The organism is Clostridium sp. AN503 (assembly GCF_040719375.1).
In the GTDB taxonomy this organism is placed as follows: domain Bacteria; phylum Bacillota; class Clostridia; order Lachnospirales; family Lachnospiraceae; genus Brotaphodocola.
Genome location: NZ_JBFDTP010000002.1, coordinates 886271 through 904238, shown reverse-complemented (window position 1 = coordinate 904238; position 17968 = coordinate 886271). Strand labels below are relative to the sequence as shown.

The following is a 17968-nucleotide window of genomic DNA, read 5'->3' as shown; positions in this document are numbered from 1 at the left end:
TATCAGGTGATCATTCCCTGCGTCCCGCAAGAGAAAGAAGGCAGGCGCACCTCCTCACCCGGATGCCCCTGCCTGTTTGTCAGCTCTCTAGTCTTATACGTTTTTCCCGCAGCACTTTTTATATTTCAGACCGCTGCCGCAAGGACACGGATCATTCCTTCCGATCTTTTTCTCCTTGCGGATCGTACCGGAAGCCTTCTGCTGTTTGTAAAGCTCTTTTCTTTTCTCTTCACTCAGGATGGACTCCCACTGCGGCAGCTCATACAGCCACTGTGCCTTCGCCTCTACCATATTGTAGTAAAGCTTCTCCGGATCGATCTCGATCTTGACCTCGGTATCCTCCTCCATAGTGTCGATCGGGTTCTCGTATCCCTTCAGGCTCTCATTGATACCATCCAGGAATCCAGTCATGATCAGGACCTCGGTCTCATACTTCTCAGCCAGTTCTTTCACAGTGCCGGTGACAACCTGAGCCGGATCTGCAAGAAGCTGCTCGTAGATCCCCTTCTCAATCGTAAAATATCCATTCCACAGATTCTCTTTTTCTTTATCACTCAAACCCTCGCCGTACGCAAGGTTTCTCCATGTCTCCAATAATGCCATAACACATATCCTTCCTTTGCTTTGTTTACTTTATTCTGCCGCACAGATCATACCGTGCATATTCTCCCATAGTATATAACAATTCGGGAAAATTTGCAAATCCTTTTCTTGTCTCATAGGCCTCTTTTCGCGCAGAATCACCGCTTTTTGTCAGAACCTGCATGAATCCCCGCTTCCTGCCCAGTCTCCAAAACCTTATCTGCGGTACAGATATTTGGGAAGCCCGTGTTCCATTGGCCGGTCCGCTTCCCCCATGATCAGCGGCAGAGCATAATCGATATAGGCCTGGGCAATATCATTGGCCTCCCCCGTGATCCATTCTGACGGCACTGGCTGTTCCTGATTGCACACCTGAGTTACATCCACTGTACAACATTCCATCTGGTAAGGATCTGTACCAACACGCCGGAATGCGATCATCTTTCCGGTCTCCCCTGCCAAAGCAGCTAAAACCCCTGTACTCCCTGCCAGGGCAGCCTCCTCAATATCCACTGCAGACGCCGCCATCCCGGAGCATCGCTGGCTTACGTTCAGCTCCACAGAACGGACCTTCACCCCAAACCGGCGCCTTACAAAGCTTTCCAATACCTTGCCGCATCCGGTCAGCATCTTGTGTCCAAAATTGTCTACCATGGCCTCGTCCCCATATTCGCAGATAAAGGTGCCGGACCCATCAGAAATCCCTTCTGAGACACAGACGATCACACTGTTCTGCTCCTTCAGGGCCTTTTCCAGATCCCTGGCAAAATGCTCCAGCTCAAAATCCGTCTCCGGCAGGTAGATGAGAACCGGGTTGTCCCCCTTATGCTTCCTCGCCAGCACACTGGCTGCTGTCAGCCAGCCCGCATGACGCCCCATCAGCTCGATGATGGTAACCGCCTTCTGGCGGTACACAGAAGCGTCCAGCACGATCTCCCGGACCGTAGCCGCCACATATTTGGCCGCGCTGCCATATCCCGGCGTGTGATCCGTCTGGACCAGGTCGTTGTCAATGGTCTTGGGGATGCCGATAAAACGGATATCGCTCCCGTGCTCCGCTGCATAGCGGGACAGCTTGCTGACCGTATCCATGGAATCATTCCCGCCGATATACAGAAAATATCCGATATCCAGTTCCTTGAACTTCTCAAAGACCGTTGCATAAAAAGCAGCGGACAAATCCTCCGGAAGCTTGTATCGGCAGGAACCCAGATAGGCCGCCGGCGTCAGCTTCAAAAGCTCTAACTCCTCCGCAGAAAGCTCCTGGCCCAGATCCATGTACTTATCCTGCAAAAATCCTTCAATTCCATAGACCATGCCATAGACATGCCCAATCTCCGCCTGATGTCCAAGCGCTTCCTTCACCACCCCGTACAGGCTTGCGTTGATGACTGCCGTAGGCCCTCCGGACTGACCGACAATAAGATTTTTCATATGTGCTCCTCAAAAATAAAAAAAATTTACGGTTTTTGTATAAACTGGCGATGCAGGGGGATAATGAGATTAGTACCAAAGAAAAAAGAAATACTTATCCTCCCCTTTTTAATCCGGTTTGCTTACCGCAGTGTAGGCAGGCCGGATTTTTTATATCCTACATAATCTACTCTGACATTCCGACTTATTTTATCAGGCTTTATGGAATTTGGCAATAAGAAATTGCGGATCGCTCACCGATCGCTCCCGGGACCGGCGTTATTTATATGGCGTCCATTTGATATATTTTTAACTTTTTCAGCCGTTTTCTGTATTTCTGTGTTATAATGAAACAGTAAAATCATTGATAAGGAGACAGTTTATGCGACTTGAGCAGTTTCAATACGTGGTGGAGATCGCCCGCTGCAAATCCATGTCCAAGGCTTCCAAGAAGCTTTATATCACGCAGCCGTCCCTCAGCATGGCGATCCAGAATCTGGAAAGCGAGCTGGGGTTTCAGATATTTAAAAGATCCTTTCAGGGTGTTGCCCTCACCGAAAAGGGGGAGGAATTTTTAAAGATTTCCAATATTATGGTGCAGCAGCTCGAGCGTGTCAAATCCCTGTCCGAATCAGAAGCGCCGTTAAACGCAACAGTCAATATCGCGGCTGTCCCTGCGGCCTGCAGCTTCTCTGATCATTGACCTTGTCAATGTCCTGCGCCAGCAGGAATCCGGGATCACCATCAATATCCAGGAGCGCCGCCCCACCAAGATCCTTGCCTCCCTGATCGACAATACAGCCGACATCGGGATCGGCACCTATGTCCCAAGCACCAGGGAACAGATCTTAAAGGAGGCGACCAGCCATGATATCCACATCGAGACTGTCTTTGAGGATAACATGTGCGCCTACCTGCACCGGAACCATCCTCTGGCCCATCGAAGCTCTGTATCCATGGAGGAATTGGAACATGACACGCCGATCCTGTTTAATGATTTTGTAAAGATGGATGCTTTAGACACTGCGCCGCCCTTCCATCAGGAGACGCACAACTATTTTAGTTTTTCTGATCAGAGCTGTATTAAAAAGGCAGTTGCAAAGGGGCTTGGCTATGCGGTCCTGCCGCATCAGTCCGCCGTGGATGATATCTATGTGACCAGCGGTATGGTCTTTGCGGTTCCCATTTCTGACGGGCAGCCCACTCTGACCACATTCCTGGCCTACTGCAACCAGTTCATCCTGCCCTCAGCCGAGCAGCGCGCCCTGCTCCTGCTGCGCACGGAATATTCCCTGCTGCAGGCACAGCAAAAACAGATCGCCGGCAATTTGCAGAAGTCCTCCGAAAAAGGCTCTTCCGGCTGCCATCTGTATTATTAGATGCTGTGATGATACGGTGATGTACATAGATCCAGACAGTATCCCCACATAAAAAGAGGATTCCAGCCATTCAGACTGGGATCCTCTTTCTATGTTAATAGATTGCTTAGAACGCCGGCTTCTGCTCTTCTTCATCCGAATCATGATTCTCTGTCACACAGGCATCCATCTTGCCCTCATAACCCTGGGCTCCTGCAACATCCGTCACGTTATCGATAAAGCCGTCTGCTGCGCCCGCCACGCGGAATCTGCGGTTCTCAATGGGTACGACCGGGGTCTCAACCGGGGTCGGAAGCTGCGGTACGTAGGAATACGGATAACGGTATGCGCGGTAGATCTTCGGCTGGTCAAAGGCGAATGGCGCGATGTATTCCCATACCACTTCTTTCTCCGGGGTAACCTCAAAGATCCTGCAGCAGCAGCCCTCATCGATCAGGGTATTGCCGTTGGGCAGTCTCTGGGCGGAGCTGATCAGCTGGCTGTAAAACTTCGTCTTGGAAGTGATTCCCATCATGCCGCCCCATACGGAGCCGTCAAACTCCCATACAACCCGCAGGGTAACCGGATCCAGCTCGATCACGCGGGAATAGTCGCGGATGTCTGTCTTGGTGCCGTCCTTGGAGGTTCTGGAGGGTGCGCCGTAACCAGCCCAGCCGCCATTGTCGAAGATCAGGATATTGCCCTCTCCCGGCAGTCCCTTGGGGATCATGTGCACGTGATGCTGGCCGATGATCTGGCCGATGGCGCGCAGCTCTTTGGAAACGGTGAAGTCCGGCCCGATCTGCCATACGATCTTGCCCGTCTTCCGGCTGGTGATCGCCAGGATATTCGCCTCGCGGGAATCCCAGATGATGTTGTCCGGATGGAACCTTTCGTCCCCTGCGTCATACCAGCGGTTCGGCCCTAACAGGCTCATGGAGTTGATATGCATCCAGTCGCTCTGTCCGCCGCCGTTTGGATGATAGTTCGGATTCCTGAACAGCACATTCTTTGCTGTCTCATCAAAGCCAAGCTCACGGAAATGGTCGCTGACATTCCACTGCCACAGGATATTTCCCTCCCAGTCCACTTCAATGAAACAGTCATCTAACAGCCTCTTATCGGAAATATTCTTTTTATACTTGTCCTCATGGCAGAGGATCAGGGTATTTCCGCCATCCGTCCTGCATTCCATGCCGGGAACATAGTAACCGACCGGATTCCCCTCTCTCTGGTAATCGTGATGCTGGCGCGCCATCCAGTACTCTTTGTCGCCGTCTTTCAGCAGCTCTTTTTTGTTGTATGACCACACCACGTTCCCGTCCCAGTCTACCTGGCTTACATCTCCCATATCCTGGTATCCGTAAGCGCTGTCTCTCCTCGACAGGCTCCCCATCACCTGGCCGCCCGGAAGCAGCTTGTTGGGGAAGCCCTGAAGATTTTTCCAGGTCTTCACCACATTTCCGTTCATGTCGATCAGTACCGTTCCGATCCCTGAAACAGGCAGGACCGTGTATCCGCCCCAGGCCTTCTCCGGATCATACTTTGTGACTCCCATTGGATGTACATTCGGTGTTCCCATATTGATTTCCTCCTTTTTTGCATGTGTATTTACATTTTTTAAATCCGATCATTAAAACAGAACACAGGCGATACCATACCCTACTGTCGCATAAACAGCCAGCGCGATGAGGAACATGGGTATAAACAGGGACATGATCTCTTTATAGCTGACCAGGTCTTTCCGTGCATGGAGCATTCCGCAGTACGGAGAAGCCGCCGGGGTAAGCAGGGCTACGAATACCATCATGGTGACGGACATTCCAAGCGCGGTTAAGTTCACTCCCGGATACTGGGTTGAGAATGCCAGGATAACCGGCATCAGCACAACCGCCATACCTGCGTTGTTGGCAAAGTTGGTCGTGATGATCGCAAATGCAAGCAGTAAAAATACAAACACCAGATCCGGCTTGCCGCCAAGCATCGGCTGGCAGTACGCTTACCAGGAACGGTTTGATCCCCGTCACGTCTGCCGTCATACAGTTACATACATAGATCGCTGCCGCAACCAAAAACAGGATGTCCCAGGATACATTTTTCTGGGCGACCGCTTTGAACGGCAGGATCGGTTTTCCCTCAAACGGGACGATCATCATAATGATGATCGCAGTCAGGAAGATTCCGATATTTCCCATCTTGTTGATAAATGCAATGCCGGGAAATGTCTTCGGCAAAAATGCCGGGATAACAAGTGCGATACACAAAAGCGCCAGCATGATGAAAAACGCTTTCTGCTGCATGTTCATCGGCGGCAGCTTCTCTTTCGTTAAATCTTCCACCGTGATCTCTCTCAGTCCGGTCACATCCGGGCGGACAATAAACTTCACATACAGGATAAACAGTACCAGCAGGATCATTGACATGATCAGGTTGTACGCAATGTAGTTTCCGAAATTCACCGTCAGCCCCGTCACCTTCTCAAAAGCGCTGATGATGATATACGGCGCGCCTTTAAACGGCAGCATCGGCTGTCCCAGGGTGGACGCCAGATAGATTCCGCAGATCAGTATGTAAAAAACCTTGTCCCCCTTTTTATAACCGGTCTTGTCGCAGATCTCAATGGCAAGAGGCCACAGGATCAGCATACTGGCGATCGGCTGTGTCAGGCCGCCCAGGAAGAAGGAGCAGAGGAATACTAAAAACAGGAACACATACGGCCGTCCCTCCAGGATCTTCCGGCTCATGAAAAAGCGCGCCATGTATTTGGTGCCTCCCACATAGGAAACCCCGCCAAACAGGATCATACCCAGCAGGCAGACGATCACGGTCTCCGAACCGATCGCCTGTAAAAATACTTCTTTTACAGCAGCATAACCTTTAAAATCCTCTCCAAGATAGCCTGCCAGCGCCACCAGTAAAAGCCCCAGCAGACTCGGCCAGATGCTGTCCATGGTAGACCATAAAAATACCATTCCGATAAATACCCCAAGCACCGTCATTCCCACCGGTGTGATCGTACTGAACGGCTTTAATCTTGGAAACAGAAGCATGAACCCCAATCCAATAGCCAGAAACAGCCAGTAAGTCCACTTCACGGCAGACTTCTTCTCATTTGCACCCATAAGACATTCTCCTTATTCTTACGTTTTTTTCGACAAGATCACTGTATCTTCCCTGATTGTGAAATTTTTGTCGTTGTTCCTATTATACCCCATTTCCCGCTTTTCCGCTATTTGATAATCTTTATCAGTACATTGAGATTATCTATATCCCCTTCCCGTACTGTGATGAGTTGTGCTATACTGATTACAGATATCCTATTAAACAGACATTCGGGAGGTAATGACTATGGCATTAAGTGAAAAAGGCGCAGAGAGAAAAGCTGCCGCAGAAGCCAAGGCTAGAGAGATTGCAAGACAGAGTTCCATGGAAGAGCTGGTGACAAATGAATGTCATAAGATAAAAGAAGCCGCTCCAAACATAAATGTAATGTGCGACGATGACCCCATCAAACCGGATATGGTGGTTCCCGCCGGAGCTGACTGCGAGATGGCTCAGGAAGCGGCGGAAAAGATCGGTATCACCGTACTTTGCGACGATGAGAGCAACTGACGGCGCAGCGGCTGGGATTGACAGGCAGAGCATATAACTAAAAAAGCGCGGAGGACATTTCCTTCCGCGCTTTTTCTCTGTTCTAGAATGCTGCTTTTATTTCTTCCTCATCCCCGTCATGGATCTGGTCTTCCGTCACGCATGCATCCATCTTTCCTTCGTACCCCCATGTACCTGCAACCGATACACGGTTTGCTGCAAAGCCCTCAGCGGCGCCTGGCACACGGAATTCGTGATTGTCCACAGGAATTACCGGCGTCTCAGTCGGCGTCGGAAGCTGCGGAACGTAGGAATACGGATAGCGGTATGCACGGTAAATATGAGCGCCCTCAACCCTGAACGGAGCGATGTACTCCCACACAACCTCTTTCTCCGGGGTAACCTCAAGGATCCTGCTGCTGCAGCCCTCATCGATCAGGGTATTGCCGTTTGGCAGTCTCTGAGCAGAGCTGATCAGCTGGCTGTAGAACTTGCTCTTGCTGGTGATCCCCATCATGCCCGGCCAGATGGAGCCGTCAAACTCCCATACGACCTTTAAGGTCACCGGATCCAGCTCGATGACTCTGGAGTGGTCGCGGATATCCGTCTTGGTGCCGTCCTTGGAGGTTCTGGACGGAGCGCCGTAGCCGGCCCAGCCGCCGTTATCGAAGATCAGGATGTTGCCCTCGCCCGGAAGTCCCTTGGGGATCATATGTACATGGTGCTGCCCGATGATCTGGCCGATCGCGCGCAGTTCTTTGGTCTTTGTGAAATCCGGGCCGATCTTCCATACGATCTTTCCGGTCTTCTTGCTGATGATCGCAAGGATATTGCTCTCGCGGGCATCCCAGATAATATTGTCCGGATGGAATCTCTCATCCCCGGCGTCATACCATCTGTTCGGCCCCAAAACGCTCATGGAGTTGATGTGCATCCAGTCGCTCTGTCCGCCGCCGTTGGGATGGTAATTGGGGTTGCGGAACAGGACGTTCTTAGCGGTCTCATCAAAATCCAGCTCGCGGAAGTGGTCGCTCACGCACCATTTCCAGAGGATGTTGCCTTCCCAGTCCACCTCGATAAAGCAGTCGTCTAAAAGACGCTTGTCTGAGATATTCTTCTTATACTTATCCTCATGGCAGAGGATCAGCGTATTGCCGCCGTCGGTCCTGCATTCCATGCCCGGAACATAATATCCCACCGGGTTTCCTTCACGCTGGTAATCGTGATGCTGGCGGGCCAGCCAGTACTCCTTGTCCCCATCCTTTAACTGCTCTTTTTTGTTGAAGGACCATACAATGTTGCCATCCCAGTCCACCTGGGTCAAGTCGCTCATATCCTGATAGCCGTACTGGTTTTCACGCCGTCCCAGGGAACCTAATACCTGTCCGCCCGGAAGCAGCTTGTTGGGGAAACCCTGAAGATCCGTCCAGGTTCTCACCACATTGCCGTTCATGTCGATCAGGACTGCGCCCACGCCGTTAACCGGCATCAGCGTATAACCGCTCCACGCCTTTTCCGGGTCATATTTTGTTACGCCCATTGGAAATACACTTGCTCCCATTTTCGTATTCCTCCTTTAATTTAATTATGATCAACCGATAATCTCATCGATTTTATCCGTGTATGCATCCTCTTCCTGTTTGCCTGCAAGCTTTCCTACCAGCTCCCCATCATCGAAAAACAGCACCTGCGGAACTCCCTTTAAAGCGAATCTCTGGAACAGATCCTTCTGATCGTCTACATCAATATGGTAAAAACCGAACTCGCTGTCCTCATAATCTTCTTCGATCTCCTCCAGCATGGGATGGACCTCCTTGCAGACATGGCAGTCCTTCCTGGAAAAAAGCACAAGGCATTTCTCCCCATCGTCAAATACTCTCTCATCAAATTCTGTTGCATTCAGATTCTCCATCTGTGTATCCTCCTGTGTTTGTTTTGTTTTCGTATTTCATTATTCCGTCTATGCAGTTTTATTATCGCGTTTAACAGGCTGATCCTCTGCGCCCTGTTACTGCGTGACTGCCGTTCCGTCCACGATCTTCACACAGACCGCCGGATGCTCCTGGTCTAAGACCACCCCGTAGGTTCGGGCAAGGCCCTTTTTCCTGGTGATGTCAATCTCCATAAATCTGCATGCTTCGCCTGATTTTAAAGCCTCCGCACGGGCCGCCGTCATCGCTTCCAGGCTCTGGTCCACCTCCGGGCTCCAGAATGCCAGGATCACCGGGATGCTGCTCTCCAGCACATTGTGCTTAAAATCCTGCTGTTCTTCGATATAGCGCTCCGCTGCAGTTGCCGCTATGGCCCCGTCGCTGACCGCGGTTGCCACCTGGCGGAGATATTTTTCCCGGACATCACCGACTGCATAGACCCCTTCCACGGAAGTCTCCATCATCTCATTGGTATGGATCCAGCCCTTATTATCCAGCTCGATCTGCCCCTTTACAAACTCGGTCTCCGGCACCATCCCGACAAAGAAGAATACTCCCTGGCAGGTAAAATCCGACAGCTCCCCGGTCTTTTCGTTTTTAATGCGGACACCGGTCACCTCATTGCCGTCTCCCAAGATCTCATCCAAAACGCTGTTCCAGATGAAATTCATCTTTGGATGGGCCAGCGCTTTCTCCGCCGCCTGCTTATTGCAGTCTAAGATCCCCTCGTCATGAAGGACCACTACCGTAACACGGGAAGCGAACTTCGTTATGTACATGCCCTCCTCGATCGCCTGGTCTCCGCTTCCGACCACAACGACCTCCTGATCCTGGAAAAATTCCGCATCACAGGTCGCACAGTATCCGACTCCCATGCCGGTGTATTCCTTCTCACCCGGAATCCCTAAAATCCTCGCGGAGGTTCCCGTCGCCAGGATCACCGCCGGCGCGTGGTACTCTCCCCGTTTTGTCTTTACAATCTTATCCTGACCGGAAAAATCAACGCTTTTCACCGCCTGGGTGCGAATGTCAACTCCAAATCCCATTGCATGTCCCTTCATCTCCTCGGACAATGCCGGGCCGGATATGCTTGGTGTTCCCGGATAGTTCACGATCTCACGGGTGGTGTGCGCACGGCCGCCTACCGTTCCTTTTTCAAGGATCAGGGTCTTCAGTTTTGCACGTCCGCCGTAAATACCGGCAGCCAGTCCGCCCGGACCTCCCCCGATAATGATCAGATCAAAATCTTCCCGTACTGCCTCTCTTGCCATTTTATAACCTCCTGGGGCTTGCCTTCGTGTTCTTTACTGCTTTTCGTTTTATTTTTAACATAAACCTATTATAACACCTTTTTGCCCATTTGGGATTTTTAAGTTGCTTATAGCCCCATTCTTATTCTCTATAGCTGTCAGATGCGGTGAGGTGTGGGCGGATCGCCCCGGCGCTGGATACCAGAAAGCCAAAACCTACAGTCTCCCCGCAGACTCCGCGTCTGCCAGCCGCTTCACCGCCACGCCAAACGCCAGCATCCCGGCGCAGGGCACGATGATGCTGGCCATGCCGGCCTCGATCCCGGCGCGCTCCGCCACGATCCCGATGATCCAGGGCATCAGGATCGCGCCGCTGCTGGCAGCCGGAAGCATGATGCCCATGCTGGCAACGCTGGTCATCCGCCCGGCGCTTGCCACCGCCGTCGGATTCATGCCCGCCATGGACGCCGCAAAGGCGAACAGCAGGACGATCGCCATGGTCTGGGTCTGCGCCTGCATCAGGGCAAAATAAAACACCGTACAGCCAATCCCCATCCAGATCATAGCTTTCTCCGATTTCCTGATCGGGAACACAAAAGCGATCAGCATTCTGGCCGCCAGGGTTGCCGCCCACATCACCGTCACCGTGTAAGTGCTCAGGGCGCCGCTTAAGATCCCGCTCCCCTTAAAATACGTCACCATCCATCCCGTGACGCTGATCTCCACCGCATTCTGGCAGAAGATCAGCCCGGTCAGCAGCCAGAATTTGCGGCTCTTTAAAAAACTCCAGTCGGTGCCGCCGGAAGCGTCTTTTTTCTTCACCTCCATGGGAGTCATCACAAATGCAAGCCACAGCGTCGCACCAAGCACCCCCTGGATCAGCATGGGCAGCCTGCCCGACACGGCTCCCGCCGCCGCGATAATGAACGGACACAGAAGCGCCCCCAGGGCATAAAAGCTGTGCATCAGGTTCATCCCCTTCGTCCGGTTTGCACAATTATTGCCCACCAGGATCGTGCAGGTGTTGATAGTGCTCCCCTTTCCCACTCCTGCCAGGAAAAACGCAGCCAGCAAAAGCCCGGCCCATCCGGACACTGCCATCATCAGATAGCCGATCCCGTAGCCCGCCGTCAGGATCACCACGGTGCGCTTCATGCCGATCCTGCCCGGAAGCGCCCCCGTGGCGAATCCGGCGATCAGGTTCCCGATATTCATCAGCGACAGAAGCGTCCCCGTCATCCCGTAAGAGAATCCCATCTGCTCCTGCAAAAGGCTTACGATGATCCCGCTGCTGATCGCGCAGATCCCGCTGATGAAAAATGCGTAAAATCCGGCGTTTCTCTGCTTTGTGCTGTACTGCTCCATGTGTCTTTTCCTCTTGTTCCTTATATTTTCTTACTTTCCTCAGTTCAATTCTTCCACTGACACTCCGTCATAAAAGAATTTCAAGATCTCCTCATATCCCATGCCGTCCTTCGCCATGCCCTGGGCGCCGTTCTGGCTCATGCCAACGCCGTGGCCGTAGCCGCCTCCGTAGATCTTAAACCGCTTCACACCGGCGTCATTTGTACCTGCATCCTCAATTGTCAAAAAACCGCTTGGCAGGGAACTCCAGCCCTCAGAGGTCTTCCCGTCAGCCCGGTTGATCGTCAGGCTTCCATCCCCTAAAGCGGCGCGGATCGCATTCTGCCCGGATATGGTCTTCTCACCCTCGCTGCCCTTCACAAGCATCTTCTGGGCCACACCCCCGGTTCCACGCTCTGTGATCTGAATACTGCTCACCTGGCCCACGCCGCCGATATTGGCAGTCAGGATCTCTGCATTCGTCGTCACGTTCCACCGGTAGAACGGGAACGAGGAGTCATAGGCAGGATAATCCTTCCGCTTGATAAATGCGGCAAAATCATCATTGGCTGCCAGCTTTAAATGCTTTCTTCCCGGCTGGAGCGCAATGCTCTTTAGATACGGCGTCTTCTCCGGATCACTGCCCCACACGGAAGCGTCCGTGGTGGTCCCGCAGGAGGTGGAGAAATAGTAAGCCGAGATGGGCGCTCCCTCATAGAGCAGCATCTTCCCGTAGGTCTCCTGCACCGCCTCCGCAGTCCGCCCGTCCGTCTCGATATTGTTGTACACCTGGAAATTGGTGCTGTCATCCACATGGGCCCCGTACTGGCTGTAGGTATTGCTCTGAAGCTGCATGTAGGCGTAGGTTCTGGCACAGACCGCCTGGGCCTTTAATGCCTCCTTTTCATAGCTGGACGGCATCTCGCTGGGAACCACCTTTTTTAAATAGTCCTCCAGATACAGCTCGTTGATCAGCACCAGCCCATCCTCCGTATCGATCACCTCCAGCCTTCCGCCGTAGGAAGGAGCGCCCTGGGACCTGGCTATGGAGCTGACCGTAAGCTCCTCACCCTTAAGGGGTTCCAGGATCATCCTGCCCTCCGACAACTGCCCGTCGCCGGAAGTGATCGTAAGCTCCGTCCCGGCATCAAGCGTATGCTCCTCCTCGCCCTGCACCACCGTCACCGGGCCATTTCCCACGATCGTAAGCGCGTCGTGGAACAGTCCCTTAAAACCATTGTTCATCAGAAGCACACGGATGGTCTCCGCATGGAAATCCCGCACCGTCAGGGCCGCGCAGATCTTCCCCTTCGCCACCACAAATTCCTCCATGTCATAACCCACTAAAATATCCGTAAGTTTCTGCCGTCTGATCTCTCCGTAAGTCTTTAACACCTTGTATTCCTCGTCCAAAGGCACGGCTCCGTAGCCTTCGATCTCAATGGCGTCCTCCTGCACAGACAAGACCTTTCCGGTGATCTTATCCTGCTTTAGGGAAACCTTTGAGACCTTTCCATTCTCCATCTGGATATCGGCCAGCTTATGTATCATCTCGTCGGTCTTTTTGGATTTTTTACGGAAGGGGATCCGCCGCTCAATGTCCCCCAGATAGACTAAAAGCTCCTCCTCATCCCCGTCCATGATCCAGACATTGCGGTAGACCGGCTTTTGCCCTTTGTCCTCCAGCACGTGGAGGATCTCCGTCCCCCGCACGTAAGCGCTCAGCTCATGATCCAGATACTGATCCAGGGCAAGCCCGTAAAACTGCTGGGTGCCGAGATTGGTGTAGGCCGTCCATGCAGGCGCCTCCGGAATATTCTTCGGCGTTCCGTATATGACAAGGTTTTCTGTCTTTACATTTCCGTCCGGGTCAGCCGCCTTTAAAACCGAGTCGTAAAGCAGCCACCAGGACTCCTCCGGATACGGCTTCTCCCGGTTCTTTTTCGTCACCTTGACAAGCTCCTCCAGATCCGGTGACAGCAGTGCTGCGATCTGTGCCGCCTCCCCATAGGTAAGCTGCCCTTCCGCGTGCTTTTCATCTGCAGGGGCCTCATCCTCGAAAAGATAACCTTTTTCATAGAGATAGTCCAGATACGGCACATACCACTCTTTTAACGTATCCGCCGGGAAATGGGAGGCCCCATACTCCTTCTGCCACGCTGCCAGCTCCTCCGGGGACTGCAAAACAAGGGCGACCGACTTTGCAGCCATCGCCCTGCTGATCCCCTCTTTTTCCGGTTCGTGAAACACTATGATCAGGATCAGGACTACCACCAGAAACGGTATCCCGATCACCCATCCGATAAATCTCCTGTTTTTCATAGACGCCCCTTATTTTTTGATATAAGATTTCTTCTCCTCGTCTATATGGTCCAGTCCGTCATACTGCTCAATATCCGCAGACAGTTCCTTTTTCTCCAGCATATAGCTGACAAATTCCGTTATCAGCTTGTAGAACACCGCAAAGGTCGGCACACCGATGATCATTCCCACAAAGCCGAATAAGCCTCCGAACAGCAGGATGGAGAACAGCACCCAGAAGCTGGAAAGCCCGGTGGAATCCCCCAGGATCTTCGGCCCCAGGATATTGCCGTCAAACTGCTGCAGCAGGAAGATGAAGATAATAAAGTACAGGCATTTCATCGGGCTGACCAGCAGGATCAAAAATGCGCTCGGCACTGCCCCGATAAATGGCCCGAAGAACGGGATCACATTGGTCACGCCGATGATCACACTGACTAACAGCACATAAGGCATATTCATAAAATTCAACAGCACAAAGCTCATCACGCCGATGATCAGCGAATCTAAGAGCTTTCCGATAATGAACCCGCCAAACACCAGATGTACATACCGCGCCTCTTCTATCACTTTATTCGCCACCTTAAGCGGTAATACCCCATAAATGATCATCTTCGCCTGGGTGATCAGCTTTTCTTTCATGTTGAGCAGGTAAACCATGACGATCAGGCCGATCAGCACATCCATCAGTGTATTTAAAATACTGACAAGGCCGCTGGAAAGGCCGCTTAATATGTTGTAAATGTTCGGAACCACATCATTGGTCAGCCAGTTCTGGAAATAGGTGGTCGCAATGCCGTACTGTTCCATCACCTTGGCTTCCATATCCGGATTGTCTGCAAACAGCTGCTCCAGCCAGAGTTCCAGGTTATTGATGCTGGAAGGCAGCGCCTCAATGATCGTCCGCACGCTGGTGATGAGCTGTGGGATCAGCATGGAGATCAGGCCGGTCACCACTGCGACCAGCACCACCAGGCTTACTGCCGTAGCCATAAAAGAGCCAAGGCCGCGCCGCGCCTTTTCTGAATCGATGGTTTTTTCCGTGGCTTTCAGTACGCCCCGCCTCACCCGGTTATAGATGGGGGTCATAAGGTAGGCGAATACGGCTCCGTAAATAATAGGGGCCAGGATTCCCTCAAGCATACCGAAGTTGGCCTTCACCTTCGGCCATTTTATCATCACGAACACCAGGCCCGCCAGGAGGGACAGCACGATGAATGCGGTCACACCCCAGTATATATATCGCCGATACTTTTCGTTTTTCATGATTTCTCCTTTTATGGATAGTATTGCCAGGGAATGTATGGTGTAAACCAGGCGGATTTTCCCTAATACATAGATTACCATAGAATGTCAAAAAAAGGAAGGCGGAATCGGGGAGAATGTTTGTGTACGCAGCCGGGAACGCCAGGGACAGCCGCGGGAGGGCCAAGTCTTTCTCTATTCAGCGCCTTCCCATAAGCGGTGTCCGGCCATAAGGATATCGCCCTGGATGGCCCAGATTTTGGTGTTTTGGGTGCGTAACTTCAGGGTGACTTTTTTGCCGGATAAAATTTTCAAGTCTCCGTTAAAATGAATGCTCAGCCAGCCGTTTTCCTGGGGGACGATGTGGCTGTCGGCGTAGGAGAAGCCTGGGAGCGGGGGATCGTTCCAGAGGGGGCTGAGTTCGGCCTGGATCATTGGGGCCGGGGGAGTCTGGGCGACTGTCCCGGCGGCAGACCCGGAGGCGCATGGGGTCGGCGGGGACTGGGAAGGCGGCGGGGTTAAGGGGTCGGCAAGGACTTCCAGGCGGGGGCCGTCCAGCTGGAGGCGGCAGGTGGCGAGTGTACTTTGTTTCTGGCGGTCACGGGGGACCAGGGCTGCGAATTTGTCTGGTTCCCATCTGGCTCTTGCTAAGGAGGTCTCGCGCCAGTTGGTGTGACAGCCGTTTCCGCCCATATAGTAGATCCACATCTCGCCGTCGGGGGTGGTTACGGGCGGGGAGGCGTAGATGCAGCCGCAGTCGAAGGGGCCATCGGGATAATGGCCGGGGCTTCGGGGGATCAGGTGCTGGCCAGCGGCGGCAAAGTCAAACTTCTCCGGGTCGGCTGCCCAGGTCAGTTCCAAGTCTACCTGGTCGAAGTCGGAGACGGTGCGGTCGCCCTCGTGGATCATGGAGGCCAGGCCCAAGTATAAGTCTCCCCACTGGAATACGGGCATGGCGTAGATCTGGTTTTCGAAGCCGGTGCCGCGCAGGGTCTCTTTGGGTTCGCTCCAGTGGAGGAAGTCTTCACTGCGGCTTAGGGTGGTGATGCGGATTCCGTCTTTCCAGATCCGGGAAAGCAGCATGTAGCAGCGCTCTTTTTCGTTCCAGAAGGGAAGGTTGTGGCTGTCTGCGGGCGGGTTGTGCTCGGGCCACGGGATCGGGTCGCACCAGTCTGTACCGTCTGCGGAGAAGGATACGGCCATATAGGCTCCGGCTCCGGGTTCGTCTATCTTGGTCACCATCTTGTAGCGGCGGGATGGGTCCGGGTCGTGAGGATCGATCATGACGCCTGTGCCGTGGGCGTAGGGAAAGATTAAGTTGTTTTCTCTGCTTCCGTGCCATGAGACACGGTTTAAGGACGGTTTTTCCCAGTGAATGCCGTCCTTGCTCTGGGCATAGGCCAGGCCCGGGGCGCGGTCCGGCCTGGGGATATAGTTCCGGGACAGGCGTTCTGCGCGTTCTGCGCAGCGGGTATCTTCATCCTCGATGAACAGGGTATAGTAGCAGCGGTACAGGCCGGGGGCTGCGTCATACAGCACATTGGGGTAGCCGTTGTCGATCCGTACTTCCCAGGGCTTATCCTGGGTGAACAGCGGGTTATGGGCCTCGTCTTTTACGGGATGGGCCACTTCCAGACGGATATTCTCCATTGCCTGCGGACTTAGCAGGCGGCGGTCCAGCATCAGATATTTTTCCATAGGATTTCCTTTCTTTGTATGATTCTACAGATTCGTCACTGCGGGTGAAACAAATATCCCCGGATGTCCTGCCAAAATGCCAGTCCACCGGGGATACGGCTGCCCGGTACGGATATTCCCGCATCAAGGGCAGATACATGTTTATCATTCACAGTCTCACGGCTGTCTGATCCGGCAGATCACCGCTTAAGCAAGGCCTGGCCGAATCAGATTCCGGTGTGATTTCCGGCCGGTCTCAGCAGAATTCAGCGATCGCTTTGCCGATCATCTCCGCGCATTCTTTTACGCACGGCATATCGCTCTCCGCCAGGCCCGGCATGGGTTTGCGCACGCTGCCCAGCTCCAGGCCTTCGCGGATCTTTAAGATCTCTTTCATTACTGCGTACAGGTTGCCCCTGCAGCTGCACATCTTGTAGATGATGGCGTCGGCTGCATACTGGATCTTTCTGGCCTCCGCATATTTCTCCTCTTTTACAAGGTCAAACATCTTTACATACAACTCCGGCATCACGCCGTAGGTTCCGCCGATCCCGCCGTCTGCGCCCATGGCGAGGCCGCTGACTAACTGCTCGTCCGGCCCGTTAAACACGACGAAGCCGTCGCCGCCGTCCATCTTGAACATCTGAATGTCCTGTACCGGCATGGAGCTGTTCTTGACTGCCGCCACGTTGGGGTTCTTAAGCATCTCGTGGAACAGAGGCATGGTCAGGGCCACTCCTGCCAGCTGCGGGATGTTGTAGATCACGAAGTCCGTATTGGGAGCAGCGGCGGAGATGTCGTTCCAGTACTGGGCGATGGCGTACTCCGGCAGATGGAAGTAGATCGGCGGGATCGCCGCGATGGCATCGACGCCGAGGCTTTCCGCATGGGCAGCCAGTTCACAGCTGTCTGCGGTGTTGTTGCAGGCAACATGGGCGATGACGGTCAGCTTTCCATCTGCCGCTTTCATCACGTGCTCCAGCACCAGCTTGCGCTCTGCCACGCCCTGGTAAATGCACTCGCCTGAGGAACCGCCTACATAGACACCCTTCACGCCTTTATCGATCATGTAACGGGTCAGTGCCTCCACGCCCTCCGGGCTGATCTCGCCTTTCTCATCATAGCATGCATAAAATGCCGGGATGATCCCCTGATACTTTGTGATATCTCTCATGATTTTTCCCCTGTCCGCGGCGCCCGGGACTGCCGGGCTGCCGCTCCTTTCTTATAATAAATTTCGTACAAAATACTCATTTTTATTTTTTATGCTGTTTTC

Annotated in this window: 15 protein-coding genes; 3 read left to right on the top strand and 12 right to left on the bottom strand. The window is 53.1% G+C overall.

What is annotated here, in order from left to right; all coding sequences use genetic code 11:
- Nucleotides 1-93: 93 nt before the first annotated feature.
- Nucleotides 94-603 carry an SEC-C metal-binding domain-containing protein gene (locus tag AB1I67_RS11435; protein WP_367029999.1) on the bottom strand — a complete coding sequence of 170 codons (510 nt, stop codon included), beginning with the start codon at nt 601-603 and terminating at the stop codon, nt 94-96.
- 195 nt (nt 604-798) lie between these two features.
- Nucleotides 799-2016 (bottom strand): 6-phosphofructokinase, encoded by a 1218-nt coding sequence (locus AB1I67_RS11430; RefSeq protein ID WP_367029998.1) that lies wholly within the window; start codon nt 2014-2016, stop codon nt 799-801.
- A gap of 361 nt (nt 2017-2377) precedes the next feature.
- Here AB1I67_RS11430 and AB1I67_RS11425 point away from each other — a divergent pair, with 361 nt between their 5' ends.
- Nucleotides 2378-2698: a LysR family transcriptional regulator gene (locus AB1I67_RS11425; RefSeq protein ID WP_367029997.1), complete on the top strand. Its 321-nt coding sequence runs from the start codon at nt 2378-2380 to the stop codon at nt 2696-2698.
- Nucleotides 2655-3374 (top strand): LysR family transcriptional regulator substrate-binding protein, encoded by a 720-nt coding sequence (locus tag AB1I67_RS11420; protein ID WP_367032607.1) that lies wholly within the window; start codon nt 2655-2657, stop codon nt 3372-3374. Before AB1I67_RS11425 ends, AB1I67_RS11420 begins: the two co-directional genes overlap by 44 nt.
- A gap of 106 nt (nt 3375-3480) precedes the next feature.
- Here the strand turns inward: AB1I67_RS11420 and AB1I67_RS11415 are convergent, their stop codons facing one another.
- Complete coding sequence (locus AB1I67_RS11415; protein WP_367029996.1) at nt 3481-4935, bottom strand: aryl-sulfate sulfotransferase; 1455 nt, start codon at nt 4933-4935, stop codon at nt 3481-3483.
- A gap of 142 nt (nt 4936-5077) precedes the next feature.
- Entirely contained in the window at nt 5078-6475 is a 1398-nt protein-coding gene (locus AB1I67_RS11410; RefSeq protein ID WP_367029995.1) for an SLC13 family permease, read from the bottom strand.
- 226 nt (nt 6476-6701) lie between these two features.
- Here AB1I67_RS11410 and AB1I67_RS11405 point away from each other — a divergent pair, with 226 nt between their 5' ends.
- On the top strand, nt 6702-6965 hold the full coding sequence (locus AB1I67_RS11405) for a hypothetical protein (protein ID WP_367029994.1): 264 nt from the start codon (nt 6702-6704) through the stop codon (nt 6963-6965).
- Nucleotides 6966-7047: 82 nt separating this feature from the next.
- Here AB1I67_RS11405 and AB1I67_RS11400 read toward each other — a convergent pair whose 3' ends face one another.
- The 8 genes from AB1I67_RS11400 to AB1I67_RS11365 form a co-directional block, all read right to left on the bottom strand.
- Nucleotides 7048-8505, bottom strand: coding sequence for an aryl-sulfate sulfotransferase (locus AB1I67_RS11400; protein ID WP_367029992.1), 1458 nt, complete (start codon nt 8503-8505; stop codon nt 7048-7050).
- A gap of 30 nt (nt 8506-8535) precedes the next feature.
- On the bottom strand, nt 8536-8856 hold the full coding sequence (locus AB1I67_RS11395; protein ID WP_367029990.1) for a thioredoxin family protein: 321 nt from the start codon (nt 8854-8856) through the stop codon (nt 8536-8538).
- Between the two features lie 96 nt (nt 8857-8952).
- Nucleotides 8953-10146, bottom strand: coding sequence for a thioredoxin-disulfide reductase (trxB, locus tag AB1I67_RS11390; RefSeq protein ID WP_367029989.1), 1194 nt, complete (start codon nt 10144-10146; stop codon nt 8953-8955).
- Between the two features lie 195 nt (nt 10147-10341).
- Nucleotides 10342-11490: an MFS transporter gene (locus AB1I67_RS11385; RefSeq protein WP_367029988.1), complete on the bottom strand. Its 1149-nt coding sequence runs from the start codon at nt 11488-11490 to the stop codon at nt 10342-10344.
- 39 nt (nt 11491-11529) lie between these two features.
- Nucleotides 11530-13791, bottom strand: a complete 2262-nt coding sequence (locus tag AB1I67_RS11380; protein ID WP_367029986.1) for a SpoIID/LytB domain-containing protein — start codon at nt 13789-13791, stop codon at nt 11530-11532.
- A gap of 9 nt (nt 13792-13800) precedes the next feature.
- Nucleotides 13801-15036 carry an AI-2E family transporter gene (locus tag AB1I67_RS11375; RefSeq protein WP_367029985.1) on the bottom strand — a complete coding sequence of 412 codons (1236 nt, stop codon included), beginning with the start codon at nt 15034-15036 and terminating at the stop codon, nt 13801-13803.
- A 174-nt stretch (nt 15037-15210) separates the two neighbouring features.
- Nucleotides 15211-16713 (bottom strand): hypothetical protein, encoded by a 1503-nt coding sequence (locus AB1I67_RS11370; protein WP_367029984.1) that lies wholly within the window; start codon nt 16711-16713, stop codon nt 15211-15213.
- A gap of 235 nt (nt 16714-16948) precedes the next feature.
- Complete coding sequence (locus AB1I67_RS11365; RefSeq protein ID WP_367029983.1) at nt 16949-17866, bottom strand: dihydrodipicolinate synthase family protein; 918 nt, start codon at nt 17864-17866, stop codon at nt 16949-16951.
- Between the last annotated feature and the right edge of the window lie 102 nt (nt 17867-17968).